This is a genomic window from Mycobacterium sp., assembly GCF_036273375.1.
Taxonomy (GTDB): Bacteria; Actinomycetota; Actinomycetes; order Mycobacteriales; family Mycobacteriaceae; genus Mycobacterium.
On sequence record NZ_DASUHS010000232.1, the window covers coordinates 1 to 17,958 of the forward strand.

The following is a 17,958-nucleotide window of genomic DNA, read 5'->3' on the forward strand; positions in this document are numbered from 1 at the left end:
CCCATGGCCGCGGCGGCGGCCTGTGCGAACAGCTCAACGGCCTGATTGCGGTTCAGCGATGCCAGCAGCTGCGCGGCGGCGCGCATGGTGTCGCCCACCATCAGGGTGGGGCCGTTGCCGAGGTTCTCGAATGCCTCGGCGATGACGTCAGACACGGCCGCCGCGTCCGACGGGACTTCGTCGGGGGACCCGATCTGGCCGCGGCTGTATTCGAGTTCGCGCAATGCCGGTGTGTTGGTCTTGCCCAGGATGAGGCCCAGGACGTCGACGCCCTTGTCGTGCAGTTCGGCCCACAGCGCCTCGGCGAACACCATGTCGAAGGCCTTCGAGGCGCCGTAGGCGACCATGTTCGGTCCGCCGGCCAGCCCGGCGCCGGAGCCGAAGATCACGATGCCGCCGCTGCCTCGCTGCACCATCGCGGGCGCGAAACGGTGGCACAGCTGCATGGGCGCCATGCAGTTGCGTTGCACCATGGCCTCGGCGGCCTCGATAGGATTGGCAAGGAACGGTTTGAAATTCGGGTCGGCGCCGGCGCAGTACACGAGCATGCCAATCTCCAGGTCACCGGTAGCCGCCGCGACCGCCGCGGCCGCACCGGGCTTCGCGAGATCGATTGCGACGGTGCGGGTTTGCGCCGACGTCTTGGCCTCGATGTCGGCCGCGACGCGATCGAGAATGGCTTGCCGCCGGGCCAGCAGTACCACGTTGACACCGCGCTCAGCGATGCTTTCGGCGAACGCCGCACCCACGCCATCTGAGGCGCCGGCCACCAGCGCCCATGGCCCGTATTTCGTCGCGAATGTCATCTATCCACCCCCGACGGTGGTGATGCGGACCTGCGTGTAGCGCCGACGGGCGATGCGCCACCCCGCCGGCGTGCGCACCATGTCGTCGTCGTAGAAACCGATGGCATTGACGCCAGAGTTGTTTTCGCCGGCCATGATCAGGCCGTCAATGTAGGTGCGCGCCGTGGCGTTGTCACCGTCGAGTGTGATGGCCTGGTTGGTCAGGCGGTGCAGCGTGTGCCCCGCCAGGGCATGTACCTGCTCCATGAAGTCGGCGACGGCGTCGACGCCGTCCCACGTGCCGATCTCGCCGTAGTCCAGTTGGCAGTCGTCGGTGAAGACGGTGCGAAACAGCGGCCAGTCGCGCCGGTCGATCCCCGTGGCATAACGCACCAGCAGTTCGGAGATGTCTTGCCGGTCATCGCGTTCGCTCACGGGACGTCTCCATTCGGATGGACGACGATCCGGGGCGGACCGTCGGACCTGCGGGCCCGATCGAGGGCATCGGGTACCTCGTCGAGGCCGATGATCTGGCCGACGCTCGGCAGCGGGTCCAGCCGGCCTGCCACGATGGCGTCGAGTGTGCCGTACCAGTCCTGCGGGTGCGGACCGCCGCCGAACTGAATGGTCACACCCTGACGGGTGGCGGTGGTGATGTCGAGGGTGTCGCCGGTGTACCAGCCGCCCGCGCAGTAGATCCGGGTCCCCATTTCAGCGGATTCGACCAACTTCTGGATCAGCCCGGGCGCGCCCACGCATTCGAATACGACTGCCGGCCCGGGCAATCCGCGTTGCGCGCGTACCTCGTTGAATCCGTCGAACGGGGATTTCGCGTTCGCGTCCACCAGGACATGCGCGCCGAAGCGGTCACGGGCCAGCCGGCGCCGGTCGGATTTGTAGTCGGCGACGACGATGGGTTCGATGCCGCGGCCGGCCAGGGCCGCGACCGCCGAGAGCCCTATCGCTCCCGCACCGATGACGATGGGGATCTCTCCGTGTTGCAGCTGCGCCGAGCGCACGTAGAACTCGCCGACGGCGAACGCGTCGGTCAATGCCACGGCATCGCTGGACACCCCGACGGGCACGGACTTGGCCGCCACCTCCGAAACCACCAGCAGCTCACCGAAACTGCCTTGTGCTTCGGGATGCTGACCGATGATGCGCATTCCGCCGGCGCCGCCGTCGACCAGGCGCACCGGCATGGCCGTCACGCGCGTACCAACGGCGAACTCGTCGATGCGCCCGGGCCCGTGTCCGACGACCTCGCCCACGAATTCGTGGCCGAGCACGATGTCGCGCTCGGTGTCGTACAGCGAGCGGCCGGTCGGGTCGTCGACGGCGAGCTCGGGATGATCCATGAAGTGCACGTCGGACGCGCAGATCGCGGTGCTCAATGTGCGCAGCAACAACTCACCCGGACCGGGCTCAGGGTCCGGCGTCTCGCGGACCTGTAACCGGCCGTCTCGTAACACCACGGCGCGCAATGCGGTAACTTTCTCGAATTATCGATATAAGATCTCGAATGTTCGTCCAACTGTAAAAACGCCGTCCCGAAGGAGTCAAGCGATTCGAGGCTCGACGTCAGCGCCGACGGCCAGGGTGCTCGATGTGGTCGAGCTGCTGGCGCGGTCTCCGAATGCGCGGCTGCGCTTCTCCGACGTGGTGCGCGAGCTCGATCTCACCCAGGCGACCGCGCACGCGATTCTGAAGACGTTGTGCGACCGCGGGTGGGCCAGTCGCGATCCGGTCGCGAAGACGTTCGCCCTCGGTCCCGCGCTCGCGGTGGTGGCCGCCCGCACGGACACCGCCCGGCCGCTCGCGCATGCGGCGCGGTCCGCGGCGCTGCGACTCTCCCGCGAAGTCGGCTACGCCTGTTCGGTGGTCGAGAAGTTTGGTGATTCCCTGGTGGTGACCGCTTTTGAGGGTGAACCCGCGACGCAGCCGTCGGGGATACCGGGTGATCGCATTCCGTACGCGCCGCCGTTCGGCGTCGCGATGGCGGCATGGGACACCGAGGAGGAACAGCGCGCGTGGATCCGGCGGGGCGCGGGCGACAATGCCGACCGCACGCAGCGCCTCCAGCAGGTGTTGGCGCACACGCGCGGACGGGGATTCGACGTCGACTGGACGACGCCGGCGCTCGCGCAGGCGGTGCAGGTGGTCGGCACGTTGGACAGCAGCGAGATGCCGACTCCGGTGCGGCACATCATGGATCAGCTGCTGGTCGAGTTCACCACCATAGGGTTTCTCTCCGACGACAACCCGGGCCGCCGCAAGCAACCCGTGGTGACCATCGCCGCTCCCGTTTTCGACGACCGGGCCTGCGTCGCCCTGATGGTGGCCGTACACCCGCTGTGCGCGCTGAGTGCGCGACAGATACGCGATATCGGGCAACACCTGACCGACGAGACCGCCGCACTCAGCGGATTACCACCGCGGCCGGCCGCGGTCGATTCCGTGATGTAGCGCATCGCACACAAGGTCTGGCGCGCACGGCGGCCGTGACCGGCTTGCGTGGGGGTAGCCTCGCCTGGGAGGCGAAAAGTGGTGGCACATAACTACGTTGTGGACGAGCTGGCCGATTTCGTCGTCGGCGCGCGGCCGGCGGATCTGAGCGGGCAGCCGCGCGAACTATTGAAACGTAATGTGCTCGACAGCATCGCGTGCGCCGTCGGTTCGCTGGACGGCGAGCTCATCCCGACGATTCGCGACCACACCGCCCAGTTCGGTGGCGCCCCGACGGCCACGCTGGTCGGCGGCGGGCGAGCATCGGTGGACCAGGCCGCGTTCTTCAACGCGGTGCTGGTGCGCTACCCGGATCTGCTCGACACCTATCTGACCGTGGGCGGGCTGTGCCACCCCGCCGACAACGTCGGCGCCGTTCTGGCCGTGGCCGAGCACACCGGCGCCAGCGGAGCCGACTTCCTGCTGGCGCTGGCGGTCTCCTACGAGATCCAATGCCGTTTCAGCGCACAGGTTCCCGTGATGGCGCGCGGACTCAACCACGCGCTGCAGCTGTCCATGTCCGTTGCCGCGGGTAGCGCGAAGCTGCTGGGGTTGAGTGCCGGGCAGACCGCCAACGCCATCGCCGCCGCGGCGGCCGACAATGTGTCGTTGGCGACGGTGCATGCCGAACCGGTGTCGAACTGGAAGGGCATCTCGCCGGCGATCACCGGCATGCGCGCCGTGTACACGACGATGCTGGCCGCGCGCGGCATCACCGGACCCAAGTCACTGTTCGAGGGCCCGCACGGGTTGGTGCAGCTGTTCGATCAGCCCATCGATCTCCGCATCGCCGACCGGAGCCTCACTTGTGTCGAGCAGACCTACTTGAAGCAGTACTGCTCACTGATCCACGGTCAGGTCGTCATCGACGCGGTCCTGGCCGTTCGCGGCGAGAACGGTTTGCGCGGTGCAGATGTCGCGCGGGTAGTCCTCGACGTCTTTCAGGGCGCATACGACTTCGCCGGTGGGGGTGCCTACGGTGACAAAGAACATCCGATCACCAAGGAGCAGGCCGACTACAACCTCAAGTACCTCACGGCGGTCGCCCTACTCGACGGGGGCGTCGGCCCCGAACAGCTTGAAACTGACCGGGTTTCGCGGGGCGACGTCCAGGATCTGTTGTCGCGGGTGGAGGTCGAGGCGGCCGACGATCTGACCGCCGACTATCCGCAGCGCACGGCGGCGCGGGTGCACGTGATTACGAGCGACGGGCGAGAGTTCAGCCGCGAGCAGTCGGATTACGAGGGATCGCCCACCCGTCCGATGTCCTGGGAACGCGTCGTGGACAAGTTCGGCTGGCTCGCCGAACCCTTCTGCGACGAGCCGCTGCGTGACGACATCGTCGCCGCGGTGGCTCGGCTCGACGAGATCGGAGTCGCCGAACTCACCGGACTCCTCGGGTCGGTGCTTCCCACCCCTCGGCGCGCGCGCAGCAAGCCGCGCTTCTGACGCCCTTCCGCCGCGCGTTGCGCGCGCCCCTCTTGCGTGGGCGACCGTCCGCCATGAATGATCCGGCCATGGGCAAAGAACACCGCCGCAATCGGTGGGAGCTGGTCACCTGCGCCGTAGCCGGGCACGTCACCTATGCACCCGACGAGAAGTCACTCGCCGACCGGCTCAGCGGCAGCACCGGGCTCGGCGAAGTGTGGCGCTGCTTGCGGTGCGGCGAATTCACCGTGGGCGAGCCGCACGGCCGCGGCCGCGCCGAAGACGCACCGATGATCATGCGCGGCAAGGCCTTACGCCAGGCCATCATCATCCGCGCACTGGCGGTGGAACGTTTGTTCCGGGCGGTGGTGATTGCGCTGGCGGCCTACGCGGTGTGGAAGTTCCGCGGGGCGCGCGGCGCCATCCAGGCCACCCTCGATCGCGACCTGCCGATCTTCCGTACCGCCGGATTCAAGGTCGATCAGATGACCGTCGTGCACGAACTGGAGAAGGCGCTGGCCGCCAAGCCGTCCACCCTGACCCTGCTGATTCTGATGCTGGCGGGTTACGCGCTGATCGAGGTAGTCGAAGGGGTTGGCCTGTGGCTGCTGAAACGTTGGGGTGAATACTTCGCGGTGATAGCCACCTCGGTCTTCTTGCCGCTCGAGATCCACGACCTGGCCAAGGGCATCACGATGACCCGGGTGGTGACCTTCGCCATCAACGTCGCGGCGGTGATCTACCTGCTGGTCTCGAAACGGCTGTTCGGGCTGCGGGGCGGACGCAAGGCCTACGACGAGGAACGACGCGGCGAGCAGCTGCTCGACGTCGAGAGGGCCGCGACCACGAACTGACCTGCCGTGGGCCGTGCCCGTCGGATCAGAGGAATCAATGGGGATCTATGCCATTACCGGGTCGGCTTCCGGGATGGGCCGCGAGACCGCCGCGCGCCTTCGGGACAACGGGCACAGCATCATCGGTGTCGACATCAAGGACGCCGATATCGTCGCCGACCTTTCGACACGCGATGGACGCAAAGCCGCGGCCGACGGCGTCCTGGCGGCCTCGGGCAACAGACTCGACGGTGCCATCCTGGCTGCCGGGTTGGGTCCCAGCCCCGGTCGCGACCGCATTCGCCAGATCGCTGCGGTCAACTACTTCGGGGTCGTCGAATTGCTCGCCGCCTGGCGTGCCGCGCTGGCCGCCGCCGAAGGCGCGAAGGTCGTTGTCGTCGCCAGTAATTCGACGACGACGATTCCCGCGGTGCCGCGCCGGGCGGTCAAAGCGCTACTTGCCCACGATGCCGATAAGGCGGTGCGAACCGTGCGGCTATTGGGTCCGGCGGCGCCGACGATGATGTACGGCGCATCCAAGATCGCAGTCAGCCGTTGGGTGCGCCGACACGCGGTGCTTCCGGAGTGGGCCGGGTCGGGCGTGCGCCTGAACGCGTTGTCTCCGGGCGCGATCATGACACCACTTCTGCAGGAACAGTTGTCGAACCCACGGCAGGCCAAGGCCGTCCGGTCGTTCCCCGTCCCCCTAGGCGGCTTCGGTGACGCGGGGCACATGGCCGACTGGATGTGCTTCATGCTGTCGGATGCCGCCGATTTTCTCTGCGGCAGTGTAGTATTCGTAGACGGCGGTACCGACGCGTATTTCCGCCCCGATGACTGGCCGAAGGCGGTACCGGCACACCGATTGCCGGGTTATCTGCGCCGGTTCAAGGGTTTTCACTAGACGCACTGTTGCGTGCCTTTCGTTGCGGCACGGGTGTGCCGTACGCCACAAACGGGCTTTTCGTGACGTTCACCGCGGCGCGGCACCACCGTAAAACGGCCGCGATGCAATTGACTGAGTCGGCGCACATGCCGAAAGAACAAAGGAACACACTGTGGCCACACTTCCGGCCTGGGTCAGCCAGACTCCCGCCACGTTCGACGTGGCCGCGCCGCTGAGGACGCGCGCCTTCGACGTTGTGCACGCGGTGCTCAAAAGCACGCGGCGACCGGCCGCTGCGAGTCCGCGCCTGATGTCCAAAGGCGTCGAACGCTGCTGACGGCACGGTCGGGCAGACAGACGTCCTGACGGGGGCTCGCAACCGGCGGGGCCTTTACCACCGGTACCGCCTACTCAGGCGGAGCGCCTGACTCCGCCGCCCGATCGCGTTCGCGCCGCCGGGCCCGGGAAGCGCGCAGATTGACCGCGTTGCCGCACGTTTTGACGTCGTGCCAGACCCCGCTGTTGTTTTTCGAGCGGTCGTAGAACGCCGACCCGCAGCGATGGTTGTGGCATCGCTTGATCCGCCGCCAGGTGCCGGCTCGCTGGCTCAACAGGATCTCGCCCCACAGCGCAGACGCCAGCCAGCGCCAACCCCTGCCGCTGGGATACAGCTGCACCTCACCGGAATCGGACAGCGTGAACGACGCGGTAACACCGCCGGAGCCCCGCTTCGGCGGTTCGCCGGCCACCAGTTGCTCGATGGTGGCCCGCAAGCCGCGCAGCTTGACCAAATCCGCGTCGCCCAGCTCGGGGGGCCGCAGGTTCACGCCGCGTGCCGACGACCACGCGCGCACCGCGGTGGTTGCCCAGTCGCCGGCGAGGTCCTGGTCGGCCAGCAGGTCCGGTCCATAGCCGTCGATGGCCCTCGTGTTGAGGAAGTCCTGGACCAGGCCCAATCCTCCGGGCGCCGCGGCGCACCCGTATCGCTGTGACGCACCCCACGATGGAGACATACTTAAATACTACTTGCCTATGTCGCAGCGGTCAACTACTTTGACGTATGCAAAGTAGTTTTGACTAAGTCAAAGGAGTAGCATCATGGTCAACGTCAAGGGGTCGACGGTGGTGGTCACCGGTGGACAGCGCGGACTCGGCAAGGCCATCGTGGCGGAGTTGTTGGAACGAGGCGCGGCCAAGGTCTACGCCACGGCCCGGGCGCCGAAGCCCAGTCAAGATCCGCGCGTGGTCAGCGTCGAATTGGATGTCACCAAAGCGGATTCGGTAGCCGCGATGGCGGCCAAGGCGTCGGACGCCGGCATCGTCATCAATAATGCCGGTGTGCTCGGTGCCCAGAGCTTGCTCACCAGCGACATCGAAGAGGTGCGAGCGGTCTTCGAGACGAACTACTTCGGCGCGCTGCGCGTGGCCAAGGTGTTCGCACCGATCCTTGCCGACAACGGCGGCGGGGCCCTGGTCGACATCGCCTCGATCTTGTCCTGGATGCCCGGATCCGGTGGGTACGGCGATTCCAAGGCCGCACTGTGGTCGACGACGAATTCGCTGCGTATCGAACTCGAGAAGCAGGGCACCCTGGTCGTTGCCGCGCACCTCAGCTTTACCGACACCGATATGACCACCGGCTTCGACGCACCCAAGAATGACCCGCGCCAGGTGGCGCGGGCGATCGTCGACGGCATCGAAGGGGACGACACCGAGGTGCTGGCCGACGACGACACCCGCTACGTCAAGGCGGCGCTGTCCGGACCAATCGAGGCGCTGCCCCGGATGCGGTGAGCCTCCTGGACGCTCGAAGGTCTGTCCGAAGGCAGAACCGTGGTGTGACGGTGGGTCAAGCAGGCCATTGCGGTGGCTCCACTTGTTCGGAGCCCAGGACTGGGCTCTCCGCACTTCGGACAGACCACCGGGTTATCCCGGCAGCACCACCGTCGCACGCTCCCGCCGGCGCTGCGACGGCCGAAGGTCCTGAACGCCCCGGCCCAAAGTCATAAATACGCCGACCGGCCCGACGTGTTTGGATAGCGACATGCCCGATACGGACCTTGATCGCGTTGTGAGCGCCACCCGCGTGATGTCGGCCAACGCCGCCCGGATTTTCGAACTGATCGCCGACCCGTCCCGCCAGCCGAGCTGGGACGGCAACAACAATCTGGCGTCGTCCGCTGCCGGCCAGCGTGTTCATCGGGTGGGTGACATCTTCAAGACAACGTTGACCAACGGCGCGGTGCGTGAGAACCACGTCACCGAGTTCGTGGAAGGCAGCGTAATCGCTTGGCGCCCAGCCGAACCCGGCAAGCAGCCCCCGGGCCACCTGTGGCGATGGGAGCTCAGCCCGGTAAACGCCGAACTCACCACGGTGACGCACACCTACGACTGGACGGCGCTGACCGACGTCACCCGCCTCGAGCACGCCCGTGCGACGACGGCCGACATGTTGCGTGAGTCGATGGACCGGCTCGCCGTGCTGGCGCAATCGCCGGAATAGGTCCGGCTGTCGGAAACGCCCGACGAATCAGCCTTTCCTACCCCGCACCCACTGGAACGTGCCCAAGTTCTTCACCCTTACACTCGCAAAACCGTTGCCTTCCAGGACATCTCCGATCTCGTCGTCGTCGAACGCGTGCGCCCCGACATTCGGGAGCATCTGCCAGTAGCGGGCCAAGCGTCCAGCGGTCGGGACCATTACGGCCAGCCTGCCGCCGGGGCGTAGCACGCGCGCGATCTCGGCAAGGGCGGCCGCCGGATCAGGCACCAATTGCAGCACGGCGGTCGAGACCGCCACATCAATGGTGCTGTCCCGCAGCGGAAGTCGTTGTGCATCGGCCTTGATGAAGCCGACCCTCGGCCCGGCCTCATTGCGCACGGCGCGGGCAAGCATCGGCTCGGAGATATCGACGCCGAGGGCCAGCCCGTCCGGACCGGCGGCACGCGCCAGCGACGCGGTGACGTTGCCCGGACCCGAGCCGACGTCCAGCGCGATACCGCCCTGAGGGACGTCCAACCACGCCAACGGCAGTTGCCATGCGCTGATCCAGCGCCGGGAAAGCGCTTGGGCATTGTCGTAGAGCATCGATCCGATCGGTGAGGCCCACGCCGCCTGGATCGGGCCGGTGTTCTTCTCGACTGCGCCATCCTTGTCGGCGCCGAGCAGGTCAAGATAACCCTGGCTCACGTCAGGATCGGCCGGCGGGTCGATGAGCAGGTCCAGCGCTCGCCGGAGCGCTGGAGGCAGCGAGATGTGCACGTCGGTCATGCGTACTCCTTCGACGAAATGCCAAGCTAGACGCCAGAAATCGAATGGAAAGCCGCGAAGCCTCGGCTCCGGTAAGTCCCCGTTCGTAGCCTACGCCGAGGGCCTTGACGCTTCGACCGCTGCGATTTGTCGGGTTGGTTACCGATGGACGACGGCGTGCTCGCGAACCAGGGCGTACAGCCGCCAGTAACCGGGGACGCCCTTGAGCGCGGTCTCCCCGCGGTCGCCGAATCGGTGCCGCGACCCGGTGACGATGTCGCGCAGCGTAGAAGACACCAGTACCTCGCTGGGCCCCGCAAGCGCCGCCACCCGCGCGCCGATGTGTACGGCCATGCCCGCGACGTCCGCGCCGCGCACCTCGACCTCGCCGGCGTGAATGCCGACCCGCACCTCGATGCCCAGAACGCGGACGGCGTCCACGATGGCGTCGGCGCAGGCGATCGCCGCGCTCGGACTGCTGAAGGTCGCGACGAATCCGTCTCCGGCCGTGTTGACTTCGCGGCCGCTGAAGCGCTGCAGTTCGTGGCGAACGATCGTGTCGTGGTTGTCCAGCAGGTCGCGCCAGCGGTGGTCACCCAGCGCCGCGGCGCGCTCGGTGGAGCCCACGATGTCGGTGAACATGATGGTGGTGAGCAGCCGTTCGGCGTCGGAGCCCCCGCGCACCCCGGTGATGAATTCTTCGATTTCGTCGAGCATGGGCGCGGTGTCGCCGACCCAGTACACGGCGTCCTCTCCAGGCAGTTCGACGAGACGCGACCCGGGGATGCGTTCGGCGAGGTAGTGCGCGTGCGCGACGGGGCTGAAGCCCGGGTTGTCGCGATGCAGGATCAGCGTCGGCACGCCGACGCGAGGCAGCCTGTCGCGGACATCGCCCTGCCTGACCTTGTTGATGAACGCACGGGCCATGCTGGGTGACGCGGCCCGGTTACCGGCCATGTCCCACCACGAGCGGAACGCGACATCATCCGCCACGGACGGCGCGATGATGCCGAGCATGTCGAAACCCTGCTCGACGGCGTCCGGCTCCATCCCGATCGACGTGAATCGATCGGCGGCGTCGAGCTCAGCGCCGATAGGGTAGTCGGGACCCCGCAGCGTGCGTGCCGCGCCATTGGCTATGACAAGGCTGTTCACTCGATCGGAGTGGTCGGCCGCGAGAACCACACCGGCTAGTGAGGTGAACCCCGGGGCGAAGACCGTGGCTCGCTCGCAACCGACCGCATTCATGACCGCGAGCGCATCCTGTGCCCACGATTCCGGGCCGAGCATGTCTAGCGAGGGAACCCGCGACGACAGGCCGATCCCCCGCTGATCGAAGCGGATGACTCGGCAGAACGACGCGAGCCGGCGATGAAAGCGGTACATCGAGGGCTCGAGGTCGACGCAGTCGATTGGGATTAGCGGGCCCGGCAGCATGAGCAGGTCCATCGGGCCATCGCCGAAGACCTGGTAGGCGATGTCGATCTCGCCGCAACTTGCGTACCGGGTCCGCGGTGCCGTAGAACTCCCAGCCACGGCTCAAGGCTAGTTCAGGATGCCGACAATTTGAGCCCGTCAGCGCGCCTGCTCACGGCTGATGACCGGAACCAGATAACGGGCGGCGTACTCGCGAACCGCGGCCGGGTCCGAGGTGTCGAGCCGGTCGGTGGGAAAGACGATGATGCCCAGGGCGACGCGAAGCAGGATGTCGGCGATGTTGTCCAGGTCGGACTCGGGCAGGTCAGCGCCGCAACGCCGAAGGGTATGAGCGATTCCGTCGGCGAACTGGCGAATCGGGAAGGCGTGCGACCGGGAGAACATGCCGAACAGTTCGGGTTCGCTTTCGGCGATCCGCGAGTACAGCGGTGAGTCCTGGACCAGGCGCACCCCGAGTGCGAAGGCCTCGACCACGGCCTGTTGCGGGTCACAGCCCGTTGTCGCTTGGTCCAGGGTGATGAAGAACAGTCCGGCCTCGCGCCGCACCACCTGGCCGAACAAATTCTCCTTGGTCGGAAAGCGACGGTAAATGGTGCTGCGGCTGACCCCGGCCCGGGCGGCGACGTCGTCGATGTTGGCGCGACGCACCCCATAGGTCTCGAACACGCTTCGCGCGGTGTCCAGGATGGTGCGGTCGAGTTCGGTGAGCGCCTCGCTGATGGCAGAGCCCGGTTCGGACTGCGTGATTGGCGGCATCGTATCAACTCCTCGGCATGGTATCGCCGACTTTTCGGGTCGCCGGGCCCCGGGACGGGCAACTGCGTTGAGCGCTTGCTAGGCTGTGGAACAAAGATACGCCTTTGTATTATTGGTTCACAATGCTTGGCGGACGTGCCGACGCAGCGCCGGTGCGACAAGGAGGTGGGCATGACCGCCCAGAACGACGAGTTCGCCGCCGCGACTGCTGGGTCGCGTTTCGACATCGGCGTTCGCGAAGCGATGCCTATGCCCATCGACGACGAGGCCGCCGACGCCACCCCCCGGCTGGGGCCGGCCTCGTTGATCTGGAAGTTCTATGGGGACAACCGGACTCAGCTCTTCGGATTCCAGCGCACCGCCGGGGTGGAGAACTGCATCGAACAGCTGGCCCAGGGCGTGCTGGACCACTCCGTGATCTTCAGCGACACGCTGGGCCGGGCCAAGCGGACCGCGCCGCCACTGATGAACACCGTCTACTCCGACGAGCCCCACGAGTGGGGCCGCAAGGTGCGCGACTTCCACAAGACGATCAAGGGCACCATCAGTGACGGCTCGAGATATCACGCGCTGAATCCGGAGCTGTTCTACTGGGCGCACGCCAGCTTCGTCGACCAGGTCATCTACAACACCGACACGTTCATCCGCCGGCTGTCCCACGCCGAAAAGGAACAGATCTTCAACGAGGGCAAGCTCTGGTACAGCCTGTATGGCGTCAGCGACCGGGGACAACCGCAGACCTACGACGACTTCGTGACCTATTGGGACGAGATGCTCGACCGGTTCGTCCCACACAAGACCGTGCTGTACGGAACCGGCTACATCCGCAAGGGCATACCGGGTCCGCGGCGGATTCCCAAGCCGGTCTGGACGGCGCTGGCGGCGCCACTGAACGCCTACACCCGGCTGGTGGTGGTCGGAACCCTGCCGCCGCAGATGCGCGAGGTGTGCGAGCTGCAGTGGGATGCCAAGAAAGAGAAGCGTTTCCAGCGCATCGCCGCGGCCATCCGAGCGGTCAATCCGCTGCTCAACCGGCTACCCGTCCGGGTGCTCTACACGAGCTGGGCCGCCGCGGCGTGGCACCGCGCGGGCGTCGACCCGCGCCGGCTGCACAACCGTCCGGCCGCGTAACTAAATCGTCCGCGGCCGCATTTGTCGTGACACCGCGCGGGCGCATAAGGCATGGTGGTTAGCCGGCTCCGCATTCGGGCATTCCGCTCTGTCGGCCGAGTGGCCGGTCGAGCGAGCCGATGGCAGGGCGACCCGAAGGAGAACCGCGATGCAGATGACGGGCAATACCGTTCTGGTCACCGGTGGCGGCAGCGGCATCGGCCGCGGACTGGCGGAATCTTTCCACCGATTGGGCAACCAGGTGATCATCGCCGCGCGGCGCAGCGACCACCTCCGGGCCGTGGCGGAGGCCAACCCGGGCATACAGACCCTCTCGCTCGATCAGGGTGACCCCGCCGACATCCGGCGATTCGCCACCGAGGTGACCGACCACTACCCGGACCTCAACGTGGTGGTCAACAACGCCGGGATTCAGCGGGTCGAGGACCTGACCGGTAGCAACGTCGGTCTGGCCGAACAGAGCATCGCCATCAATCTGCTGGGCCCCCTGCGGCTGACCTCGGCATTGCTGCCGGCACTGCTGCGCAAGCCGCACGCCACGATCCTCAACGTGACGTCCGGATTGGCGTTCATGCCCAGCGCGCTCACCCCGACTTACTGCGCCGCCAAGGCGGCACTGCACTCCTACACCGAATCGCTGCGGTTCCAGCTGCGTGACACCTCGGTGCAGGTGATCGAGATCATTCCGCCGCACGTGCAGACCGCGCTGCAGGGCGAGCGGGGATTCGACCCCCGAGCGATGCCACTCGACGAGTACATCACCGAGACGATGATGTTGCTGCAGACGCAGCCGCAGGCCAAGGAGATCGTGGTGGAGCGCGTCAAGATGTTCCGGTTCGCCGAGCGCGCCGGCACCTACGACGACATCTATCCCCGCTTCAACGAGACGATCACGGCCATGCTCGGCAGTTAAGCCACGGGCCGCAACGTATCCGCGTCCACACCGCTACAAGCCATGACACCCCAACATCGAAGCGCCAGATTAATTAGCAGACACTCCGCTTAGAAGGCGTAGCGGAGAACTACGTTTCCCCTCCGGGACGCGGCCACGCTTGGCGCACTAAGGCGGTTGATCAGGCGAAGGCCAAAGGGGAAATCGGCGACCTCGGGCTCACGGGTGCACAGGATCTCTTTGACCAGCTTCAGCTTGGGGTGCCAGCGTTCGGGGTAGCGGGGATCGTCGAAGCCAGGGAATTTCGTGGCACTCCTGATGGATTCGGCGCCGGAAAAGCGCTTCTGTGCCCAGACGGCGAACTTGCTGTATCCGTTGAATGCAATCTCCCCACTGGGGAAGTGGCTGATGATGCGGCTCACCAAGGAGCTCATTTCTTCTTCGGAGAGGAATGCGATCAGCCCGTCGGCGACAATCACGGCTGGCCGGCCGGTGGGCACGGCATCCAGCCAGCTGGGCTCGTTAAGGTTAGCGCCGATGTCGTGGGGGGCGGCATGATCGGGAAGCAATTGCCGCCGGGCAGCGATGACCTCTGGGAAGTCGACGTCGTACCAGTCGACGGTGGGCGGCGGGGTGATCCGGAGCGCCCGGCTGTCCAGGCCGGCGCCGAGGTCCAGGCCGACCGCGTTCGGGTGCGAGGCAATGAACTGCTTGGCGATCTCGTCCAGCTTCTTGGCTCGATGCGCGATGTATATCGCACTGCTGGAAGGGATACGCAGCTTCTTGTAATCGAAATCGATCCTCCGCACGATTGCGTCGGCCATGGTGTCCCCCAGAATGGGACGCGGCAACCGGTTGTCGAGTGCTCTGCCGCATAGCGTCAACCACAGGCTTGCCTGCAGTGGCGAGAAAGCTGGGACGGTCATTGCCATCGGTTGTTCATCCTTCCATTGGGCATACTCGGTTTGCTCTGTGGCCTGTGCTGAACGCAAGAATCGTCTGGCCGAGGGCCTGGAAGAGTGCGTCGCCGAGCTCGTCGGCCTCCTCGAGATGTGGCGAAATGCTCAGCTCGGCTGCCTCTCTTGCGGCTTCGACGACGGACAGCAGGTTCGAATCGAATCGAACTGCCGATCCGCGGCGTTTCGGGGCCCCGGCCGCCGACTGAACGCATGTTCAGCATAGTAAACGAGCGTTCAGCGTGATTCAAGGCCGACTTTGCTTGCGCGATTAGTTTCGTGAACTGGCGTCACGTTGAACACCGCGTGCACGCAGATGAAACTCCCTGTGAAATAAGGCGATAAGGTGACATGAGCGCCTGACCAGACGCCCAGTGTCCTTGGCGTACCGATCCACGATGGGACAGGATCGAGGACATGGCCGATGCCGACTTCTCGTTATTGGACGTCCCGCGTGCGGCACCCGTTGAAGATGCCGAGGCCTACTTGCGCGCGGCGATCGCCTGGCATTTCGGCGACGACACCGGTTCACCGTTCTGGCTGCGGGCCGCCCGCACGCTGGACTTCAACCCGTTGACCGACATCAGCACCTTCGCCGATCTTCAGTTGTTTCCCAACCTGATCAACGAATTACGCAGTGTCCCAGTGGAGGACCTCATTCCTCGCGGTTACGCGGCCGAGGGATCTCCGGCACCGCTGCCCCAGATTTTCGAATCCGGCGGCACCACCGGCGTCCCGAAACGCACTGTGCAGATGCCGGATTGGGTCACACAGGTCATCGAATGGCAAACCGAGGACTTCGCCACGGGCGGCTTTCGGCGGGGCCAGGGCTTTCTGTGCCTGATGCCGAGCGGGCCGCACGGCGTCGGCTTTTTCTCCCGGCTGGTGTCGCAGCGACTCGGCGCGGTTTTCCACGCGATCGACATCGATCCCCGCTGGGTCAAGAAGATCGCCGCCCGCGGCGCCGCTGCCGAAGTGGCGGCCTACGTCGACCATGTCGTCGAGCAGGCCGCCTTCGTGTTGCAGACGCAGAATGTCGCGAACCTGCACACCACCCCGCCGCTGCTGGAGGCGATCGCCCGCAACGATCGGGTGGTTGAGCTGGTCAACGAGAAGATCCGCTACCTGCTGCTCAGCGGCGCGCATGTGGACATCGACACGCTAGACCTGCTGCGCGGAATCTTCCCGGCGACGACGATCGCCATGGCGTTCGGCAGCACCATGGTCCTGTCGCAAGCGGTCACCCGAACGGTCGACGGCGACGCGTTCGTCTTCGACCCGCGCACCCCGTACGTGGTGTTCTGGGTGGTCGATCCCGACACCGGGCAACGCGTGCCGTACGGGCAGCGCGGCCAGGTGGTGATGAACCACATCAGCAAGAGCATGTTCATACCGAACAACCTGGAACGCGACCTGGCGATCAGAATGCTTGGACCCGCGGGCAGCCTCAGCGATTCGGTCAGCGAGGTGCGACCGGTGACCGCTTTCGAGGGTGAGGCCGTCATCGAAGGCGTGTACTGAGCGTGCCCGGCGAAAAAAGTTCCACGGCAACCGGCTTGGTAGCCCTCGACGCACTCGGCGCGGACGGCGAATACCGAACCCGCAAGCGCGAGGTCATCACCACCACCGCAGGCGCCGCGGTGGCCGAAATGAGCATGGCTCCGCCGCTCTACGTTTCGCGGACGCTGGCCGCGCAGCGCAAAGCCGCACCGCTTCCGGTCGCCCAGCGCGCGGCCGCGCTGTCCCGGGCCGCCAGGATATTTGGGAGCGGCGTGATCGGCGGCCTGGATTTCGAGACCTACGTCGGGTTGGCCGGCCGGATTTCGGGCATGCCGATCGCGATCACCCGCGCCGGGGCGAGCGGTGTGGCCGACGCCGTCGCCGGCGCTTTCGATGCGGTGCGGCCGGCTCAGCCGGTGGGGGCCACGCTGGACTGGCGCGAGGAGCGCATCCGCGCGGGCGGTGCGTTGTGGGTGCGCCGGGGCGAGGTGTTCGCCGTGCACGCGGCCGGAAACGGCCCCGGGGTCCATGGGCTCTGGCCCCAGGCGCTGGCGCTGGGCTACCGGGTCGCCGTGCGCCCGTCACGGCGCGAGCCGCTAACGGCGCATCGGCTGGTGTGCGCGTTGCGCCAGGCCGGCTTTCGCGCCGCGGACGCCGCCTATCTGCCCACCGACCATGCCGGTGCGGACGAAATCATCCGCTGCGCCGATCTCGCGATGGTGTACGGCGGCCAGGAGGTGGTCGACAAGTACGCCGGCGATCCGGCGGTAATCGTGAACGGGCCGGGGCGCACCAAGATCGTGATCACCGCCGACCGGGACTGGCGCGACTATCTCGACGTCATCGTCGACTCGATTGCCAACCACGGCGGCATGGCATGCGTCAACACCACCGCGATCCTCTACGAGGGTGATCCCACCGCGCTGGCCTGGGCGATCGCCGAACGATTGGCGACATTCGAACCACGGCCCACCGATGACGAGCGGGCGAACCTGCCCACCCAGCCCATGGAGAAGGCCCGCGCGCTGGCGAACTTCCTGGCGGCCAAGGCCGCCGGGACAACCCCGCTGCTCGGCGCCGATCAGGTGGTCGCCGACCTCGGCGACGGCTATGCGGCGCTGCGCCCGGCCGTACATCTGATGACCGAACCCGACGTGGACAAACTCAACCTCGAGCTGCCCTTCCCCTGTGTATGGGTGTCGGCCTGGTCGCGCGAGGCCGGGTTGGGGCCGTTGCGACATTCGCTGGTCGTCGCAGCGATCACCGGCGACGAGACGCTGATCGACGAGCTGGTCGCCGAGCCGACCGTCGGCAATGTCTACTGCGGGCACCATCCGACGTGGTTCCATGCGCCGCAAATTCCGCACGACGGATTTCTGGCCGACGCCCTGATGCGCAACAAGGGCTTCATCAGGGATTAGCCGGCGATACCGGTTGGCCGGTTACTCTCCGAAGCCCCCGTGCGGCGACGCGACTGGAGCCGGCCCGCCCATTGCGAGGTGGCTGGAGGCGAAGGTGACGCCCTTGTCGATCACGGCGCCGTCGTCGGCGTAGGTGTCGTGTGCGGCGAAGTTCATCCCGTCGGAGCAGACCGGGTCT

At 66.4% G+C, this 17,958-nt stretch carries 19 protein-coding genes and 1 pseudogene; 11 read left to right on the plus strand and 9 right to left on the minus strand.

Annotated elements, in window-relative coordinates; genetic code table 11:
- The 3 genes from VFW69_RS20515 to VFW69_RS20525 form a co-directional block, all read right to left on the minus strand.
- A partial coding sequence (locus tag VFW69_RS20515) for an SDR family NAD(P)-dependent oxidoreductase (RefSeq protein ID WP_526503997.1) occupies window positions 1-806 on the minus strand: 806 nt, incomplete at its 3' end.
- Window positions 807-1,220, minus strand: coding sequence for a nuclear transport factor 2 family protein (locus tag VFW69_RS20520; RefSeq protein WP_526503999.1), 414 nt, complete (start codon window positions 1,218-1,220; stop codon window positions 807-809). It lies immediately after the preceding gene.
- Window positions 1,217-2,260: a zinc-binding dehydrogenase gene (locus tag VFW69_RS20525; RefSeq protein WP_526504001.1), complete on the minus strand. Its 1,044-nt coding sequence runs from the start codon at window positions 2,258-2,260 to the stop codon at window positions 1,217-1,219. The genes VFW69_RS20520 and VFW69_RS20525 overlap by 4 nt, the downstream gene beginning before the upstream one ends.
- Window positions 2,261-2,384: 124 nt before the next feature.
- Between VFW69_RS20525 and VFW69_RS20530 the strand changes: the two genes are divergently transcribed.
- From VFW69_RS20530 to VFW69_RS20550, 5 genes are all read left to right on the plus strand, one after another.
- A complete protein-coding gene (locus VFW69_RS20530; RefSeq protein WP_526504003.1) occupies window positions 2,385-3,251 on the plus strand; it encodes a helix-turn-helix domain-containing protein in 867 nt (288 codons plus the stop codon).
- A 99-nt stretch (window positions 3,252-3,350) separates the two neighbouring features.
- Window positions 3,351-4,739 carry an MmgE/PrpD family protein gene (locus VFW69_RS20535; RefSeq protein ID WP_526504029.1) on the plus strand — a complete coding sequence of 463 codons (1,389 nt, stop codon included), beginning with the start codon at window positions 3,351-3,353 and terminating at the stop codon, window positions 4,737-4,739.
- A 68-nt stretch (window positions 4,740-4,807) separates the two neighbouring features.
- Window positions 4,808-5,572, plus strand: a complete 765-nt coding sequence (locus VFW69_RS20540; protein WP_526504005.1) for a DUF2127 domain-containing protein — start codon at window positions 4,808-4,810, stop codon at window positions 5,570-5,572.
- Between the two features lie 37 nt (window positions 5,573-5,609).
- On the plus strand, window positions 5,610-6,455 hold the full coding sequence (locus VFW69_RS20545) for an SDR family oxidoreductase (RefSeq protein WP_526504007.1): 846 nt from the start codon (window positions 5,610-5,612) through the stop codon (window positions 6,453-6,455).
- A gap of 154 nt (window positions 6,456-6,609) precedes the next feature.
- Complete coding sequence (locus VFW69_RS20550; RefSeq protein ID WP_526504009.1) at window positions 6,610-6,774, plus strand: hypothetical protein; 165 nt, start codon at window positions 6,610-6,612, stop codon at window positions 6,772-6,774.
- Window positions 6,775-6,844: 70 nt separating this feature from the next.
- Here the strand turns inward: VFW69_RS20550 and VFW69_RS20555 are convergent, their stop codons facing one another.
- Entirely contained in the window at window positions 6,845-7,387 is a 543-nt protein-coding gene (locus tag VFW69_RS20555) for a CGNR zinc finger domain-containing protein (protein WP_526504031.1), read from the minus strand.
- A 148-nt stretch (window positions 7,388-7,535) separates the two neighbouring features.
- Here VFW69_RS20555 and VFW69_RS20560 point away from each other — a divergent pair, with 148 nt between their 5' ends.
- Both VFW69_RS20560 and VFW69_RS20565 read left to right on the plus strand, forming a co-directional pair.
- Window positions 7,536-8,231 (plus strand): SDR family oxidoreductase, encoded by a 696-nt coding sequence (locus tag VFW69_RS20560; RefSeq protein WP_526504011.1) that lies wholly within the window; start codon window positions 7,536-7,538, stop codon window positions 8,229-8,231.
- Window positions 8,232-8,481: 250 nt separating this feature from the next.
- Entirely contained in the window at window positions 8,482-8,940 is a 459-nt protein-coding gene (locus VFW69_RS20565; RefSeq protein ID WP_526504013.1) for an SRPBCC family protein, read from the plus strand.
- A 27-nt stretch (window positions 8,941-8,967) separates the two neighbouring features.
- On the opposite strand, the gene VFW69_RS20570 is transcribed toward VFW69_RS20565, so the two are convergent.
- From VFW69_RS20570 to VFW69_RS20580, 3 genes are all read right to left on the minus strand, one after another.
- Window positions 8,968-9,708 carry a class I SAM-dependent methyltransferase gene (locus VFW69_RS20570; RefSeq protein ID WP_526504015.1) on the minus strand — a complete coding sequence of 247 codons (741 nt, stop codon included), beginning with the start codon at window positions 9,706-9,708 and terminating at the stop codon, window positions 8,968-8,970.
- A 138-nt stretch (window positions 9,709-9,846) separates the two neighbouring features.
- Window positions 9,847-11,223, minus strand: coding sequence for a bifunctional lipase/adenylate cyclase LipJ (gene lipJ / locus VFW69_RS20575; protein WP_526504017.1), 1,377 nt, complete (start codon window positions 11,221-11,223; stop codon window positions 9,847-9,849).
- A gap of 39 nt (window positions 11,224-11,262) precedes the next feature.
- Entirely contained in the window at window positions 11,263-11,880 is a 618-nt protein-coding gene (locus VFW69_RS20580) for a TetR/AcrR family transcriptional regulator (protein ID WP_526504019.1), read from the minus strand.
- A 171-nt stretch (window positions 11,881-12,051) separates the two neighbouring features.
- Here VFW69_RS20580 and VFW69_RS20585 point away from each other — a divergent pair, with 171 nt between their 5' ends.
- Together VFW69_RS20585 and VFW69_RS20590 are read left to right on the plus strand one after the other, a co-directional pair.
- Window positions 12,052-13,011 (plus strand): oxygenase MpaB family protein, encoded by a 960-nt coding sequence (locus tag VFW69_RS20585; RefSeq protein ID WP_526504021.1) that lies wholly within the window; start codon window positions 12,052-12,054, stop codon window positions 13,009-13,011.
- A 148-nt stretch (window positions 13,012-13,159) separates the two neighbouring features.
- Window positions 13,160-13,924 carry an SDR family oxidoreductase gene (locus VFW69_RS20590; RefSeq protein ID WP_526504023.1) on the plus strand — a complete coding sequence of 255 codons (765 nt, stop codon included), beginning with the start codon at window positions 13,160-13,162 and terminating at the stop codon, window positions 13,922-13,924.
- Window positions 13,925-14,013: 89 nt separating this feature from the next.
- Here VFW69_RS20590 and VFW69_RS20595 read toward each other — a convergent pair whose 3' ends face one another.
- The gene (locus VFW69_RS20595) at window positions 14,014-14,835 is read right to left on the minus strand and encodes a class I SAM-dependent methyltransferase (RefSeq protein WP_526504025.1); all 822 of its coding nucleotides are present in this window, start codon (window positions 14,833-14,835) and stop codon (window positions 14,014-14,016) included.
- A gap of 441 nt (window positions 14,836-15,276) precedes the next feature.
- Here VFW69_RS20595 and VFW69_RS20600 point away from each other — a divergent pair, with 441 nt between their 5' ends.
- Window positions 15,277-16,380 (plus strand): acyl-CoA synthetase family protein, encoded by a 1,104-nt coding sequence (locus tag VFW69_RS20600; RefSeq protein WP_526504027.1) that lies wholly within the window; start codon window positions 15,277-15,279, stop codon window positions 16,378-16,380.
- Window positions 16,381-16,415: 35 nt separating this feature from the next.
- Window positions 16,416-17,780, plus strand: coding sequence for an aldehyde dehydrogenase family protein (locus VFW69_RS20605; protein ID WP_526504033.1), 1,365 nt, complete (start codon window positions 16,416-16,418; stop codon window positions 17,778-17,780).
- Between the two features lie 21 nt (window positions 17,781-17,801).
- Here the strand turns inward: VFW69_RS20605 and VFW69_RS20610 are convergent.
- Window positions 17,802-17,958 (minus strand): annotated as a pseudogene (locus VFW69_RS20610) (cutinase family protein); the annotation flags it as partial.

Coding starts and splice junctions, on each gene's coding strand:
- VFW69_RS20570 (WP_526504015.1), bottom strand. CDS start 9,708: ATGACCGACGTGCACATCTCGCTGCCTCCAGCGCTCCGGCGAGCGCTG.
- VFW69_RS20560 (WP_526504011.1), top strand. CDS start 7,536: ATGGTCAACGTCAAGGGGTCGACGGTGGTGGTCACCGGTGGACAGCGC.
- VFW69_RS20580 (WP_526504019.1), bottom strand. CDS start 11,880: ATGCCGCCAATCACGCAGTCCGAACCGGGCTCTGCCATCAGCGAGGCG.
- VFW69_RS20585 (WP_526504021.1), top strand. CDS start 12,052: ATGACCGCCCAGAACGACGAGTTCGCCGCCGCGACTGCTGGGTCGCGT.
- VFW69_RS20545 (WP_526504007.1), top strand. CDS start 5,610: ATGGGGATCTATGCCATTACCGGGTCGGCTTCCGGGATGGGCCGCGAG.
- VFW69_RS20540 (WP_526504005.1), top strand. CDS start 4,808: ATGGGCAAAGAACACCGCCGCAATCGGTGGGAGCTGGTCACCTGCGCC.
- VFW69_RS20595 (WP_526504025.1), bottom strand. CDS start 14,835: ATGGCAATGACCGTCCCAGCTTTCTCGCCACTGCAGGCAAGCCTGTGG.
- VFW69_RS20565 (WP_526504013.1), top strand. CDS start 8,482: ATGCCCGATACGGACCTTGATCGCGTTGTGAGCGCCACCCGCGTGATG.
- VFW69_RS20600 (WP_526504027.1), top strand. CDS start 15,277: ATGGCCGATGCCGACTTCTCGTTATTGGACGTCCCGCGTGCGGCACCC.
- VFW69_RS20590 (WP_526504023.1), top strand. CDS start 13,160: ATGCAGATGACGGGCAATACCGTTCTGGTCACCGGTGGCGGCAGCGGC.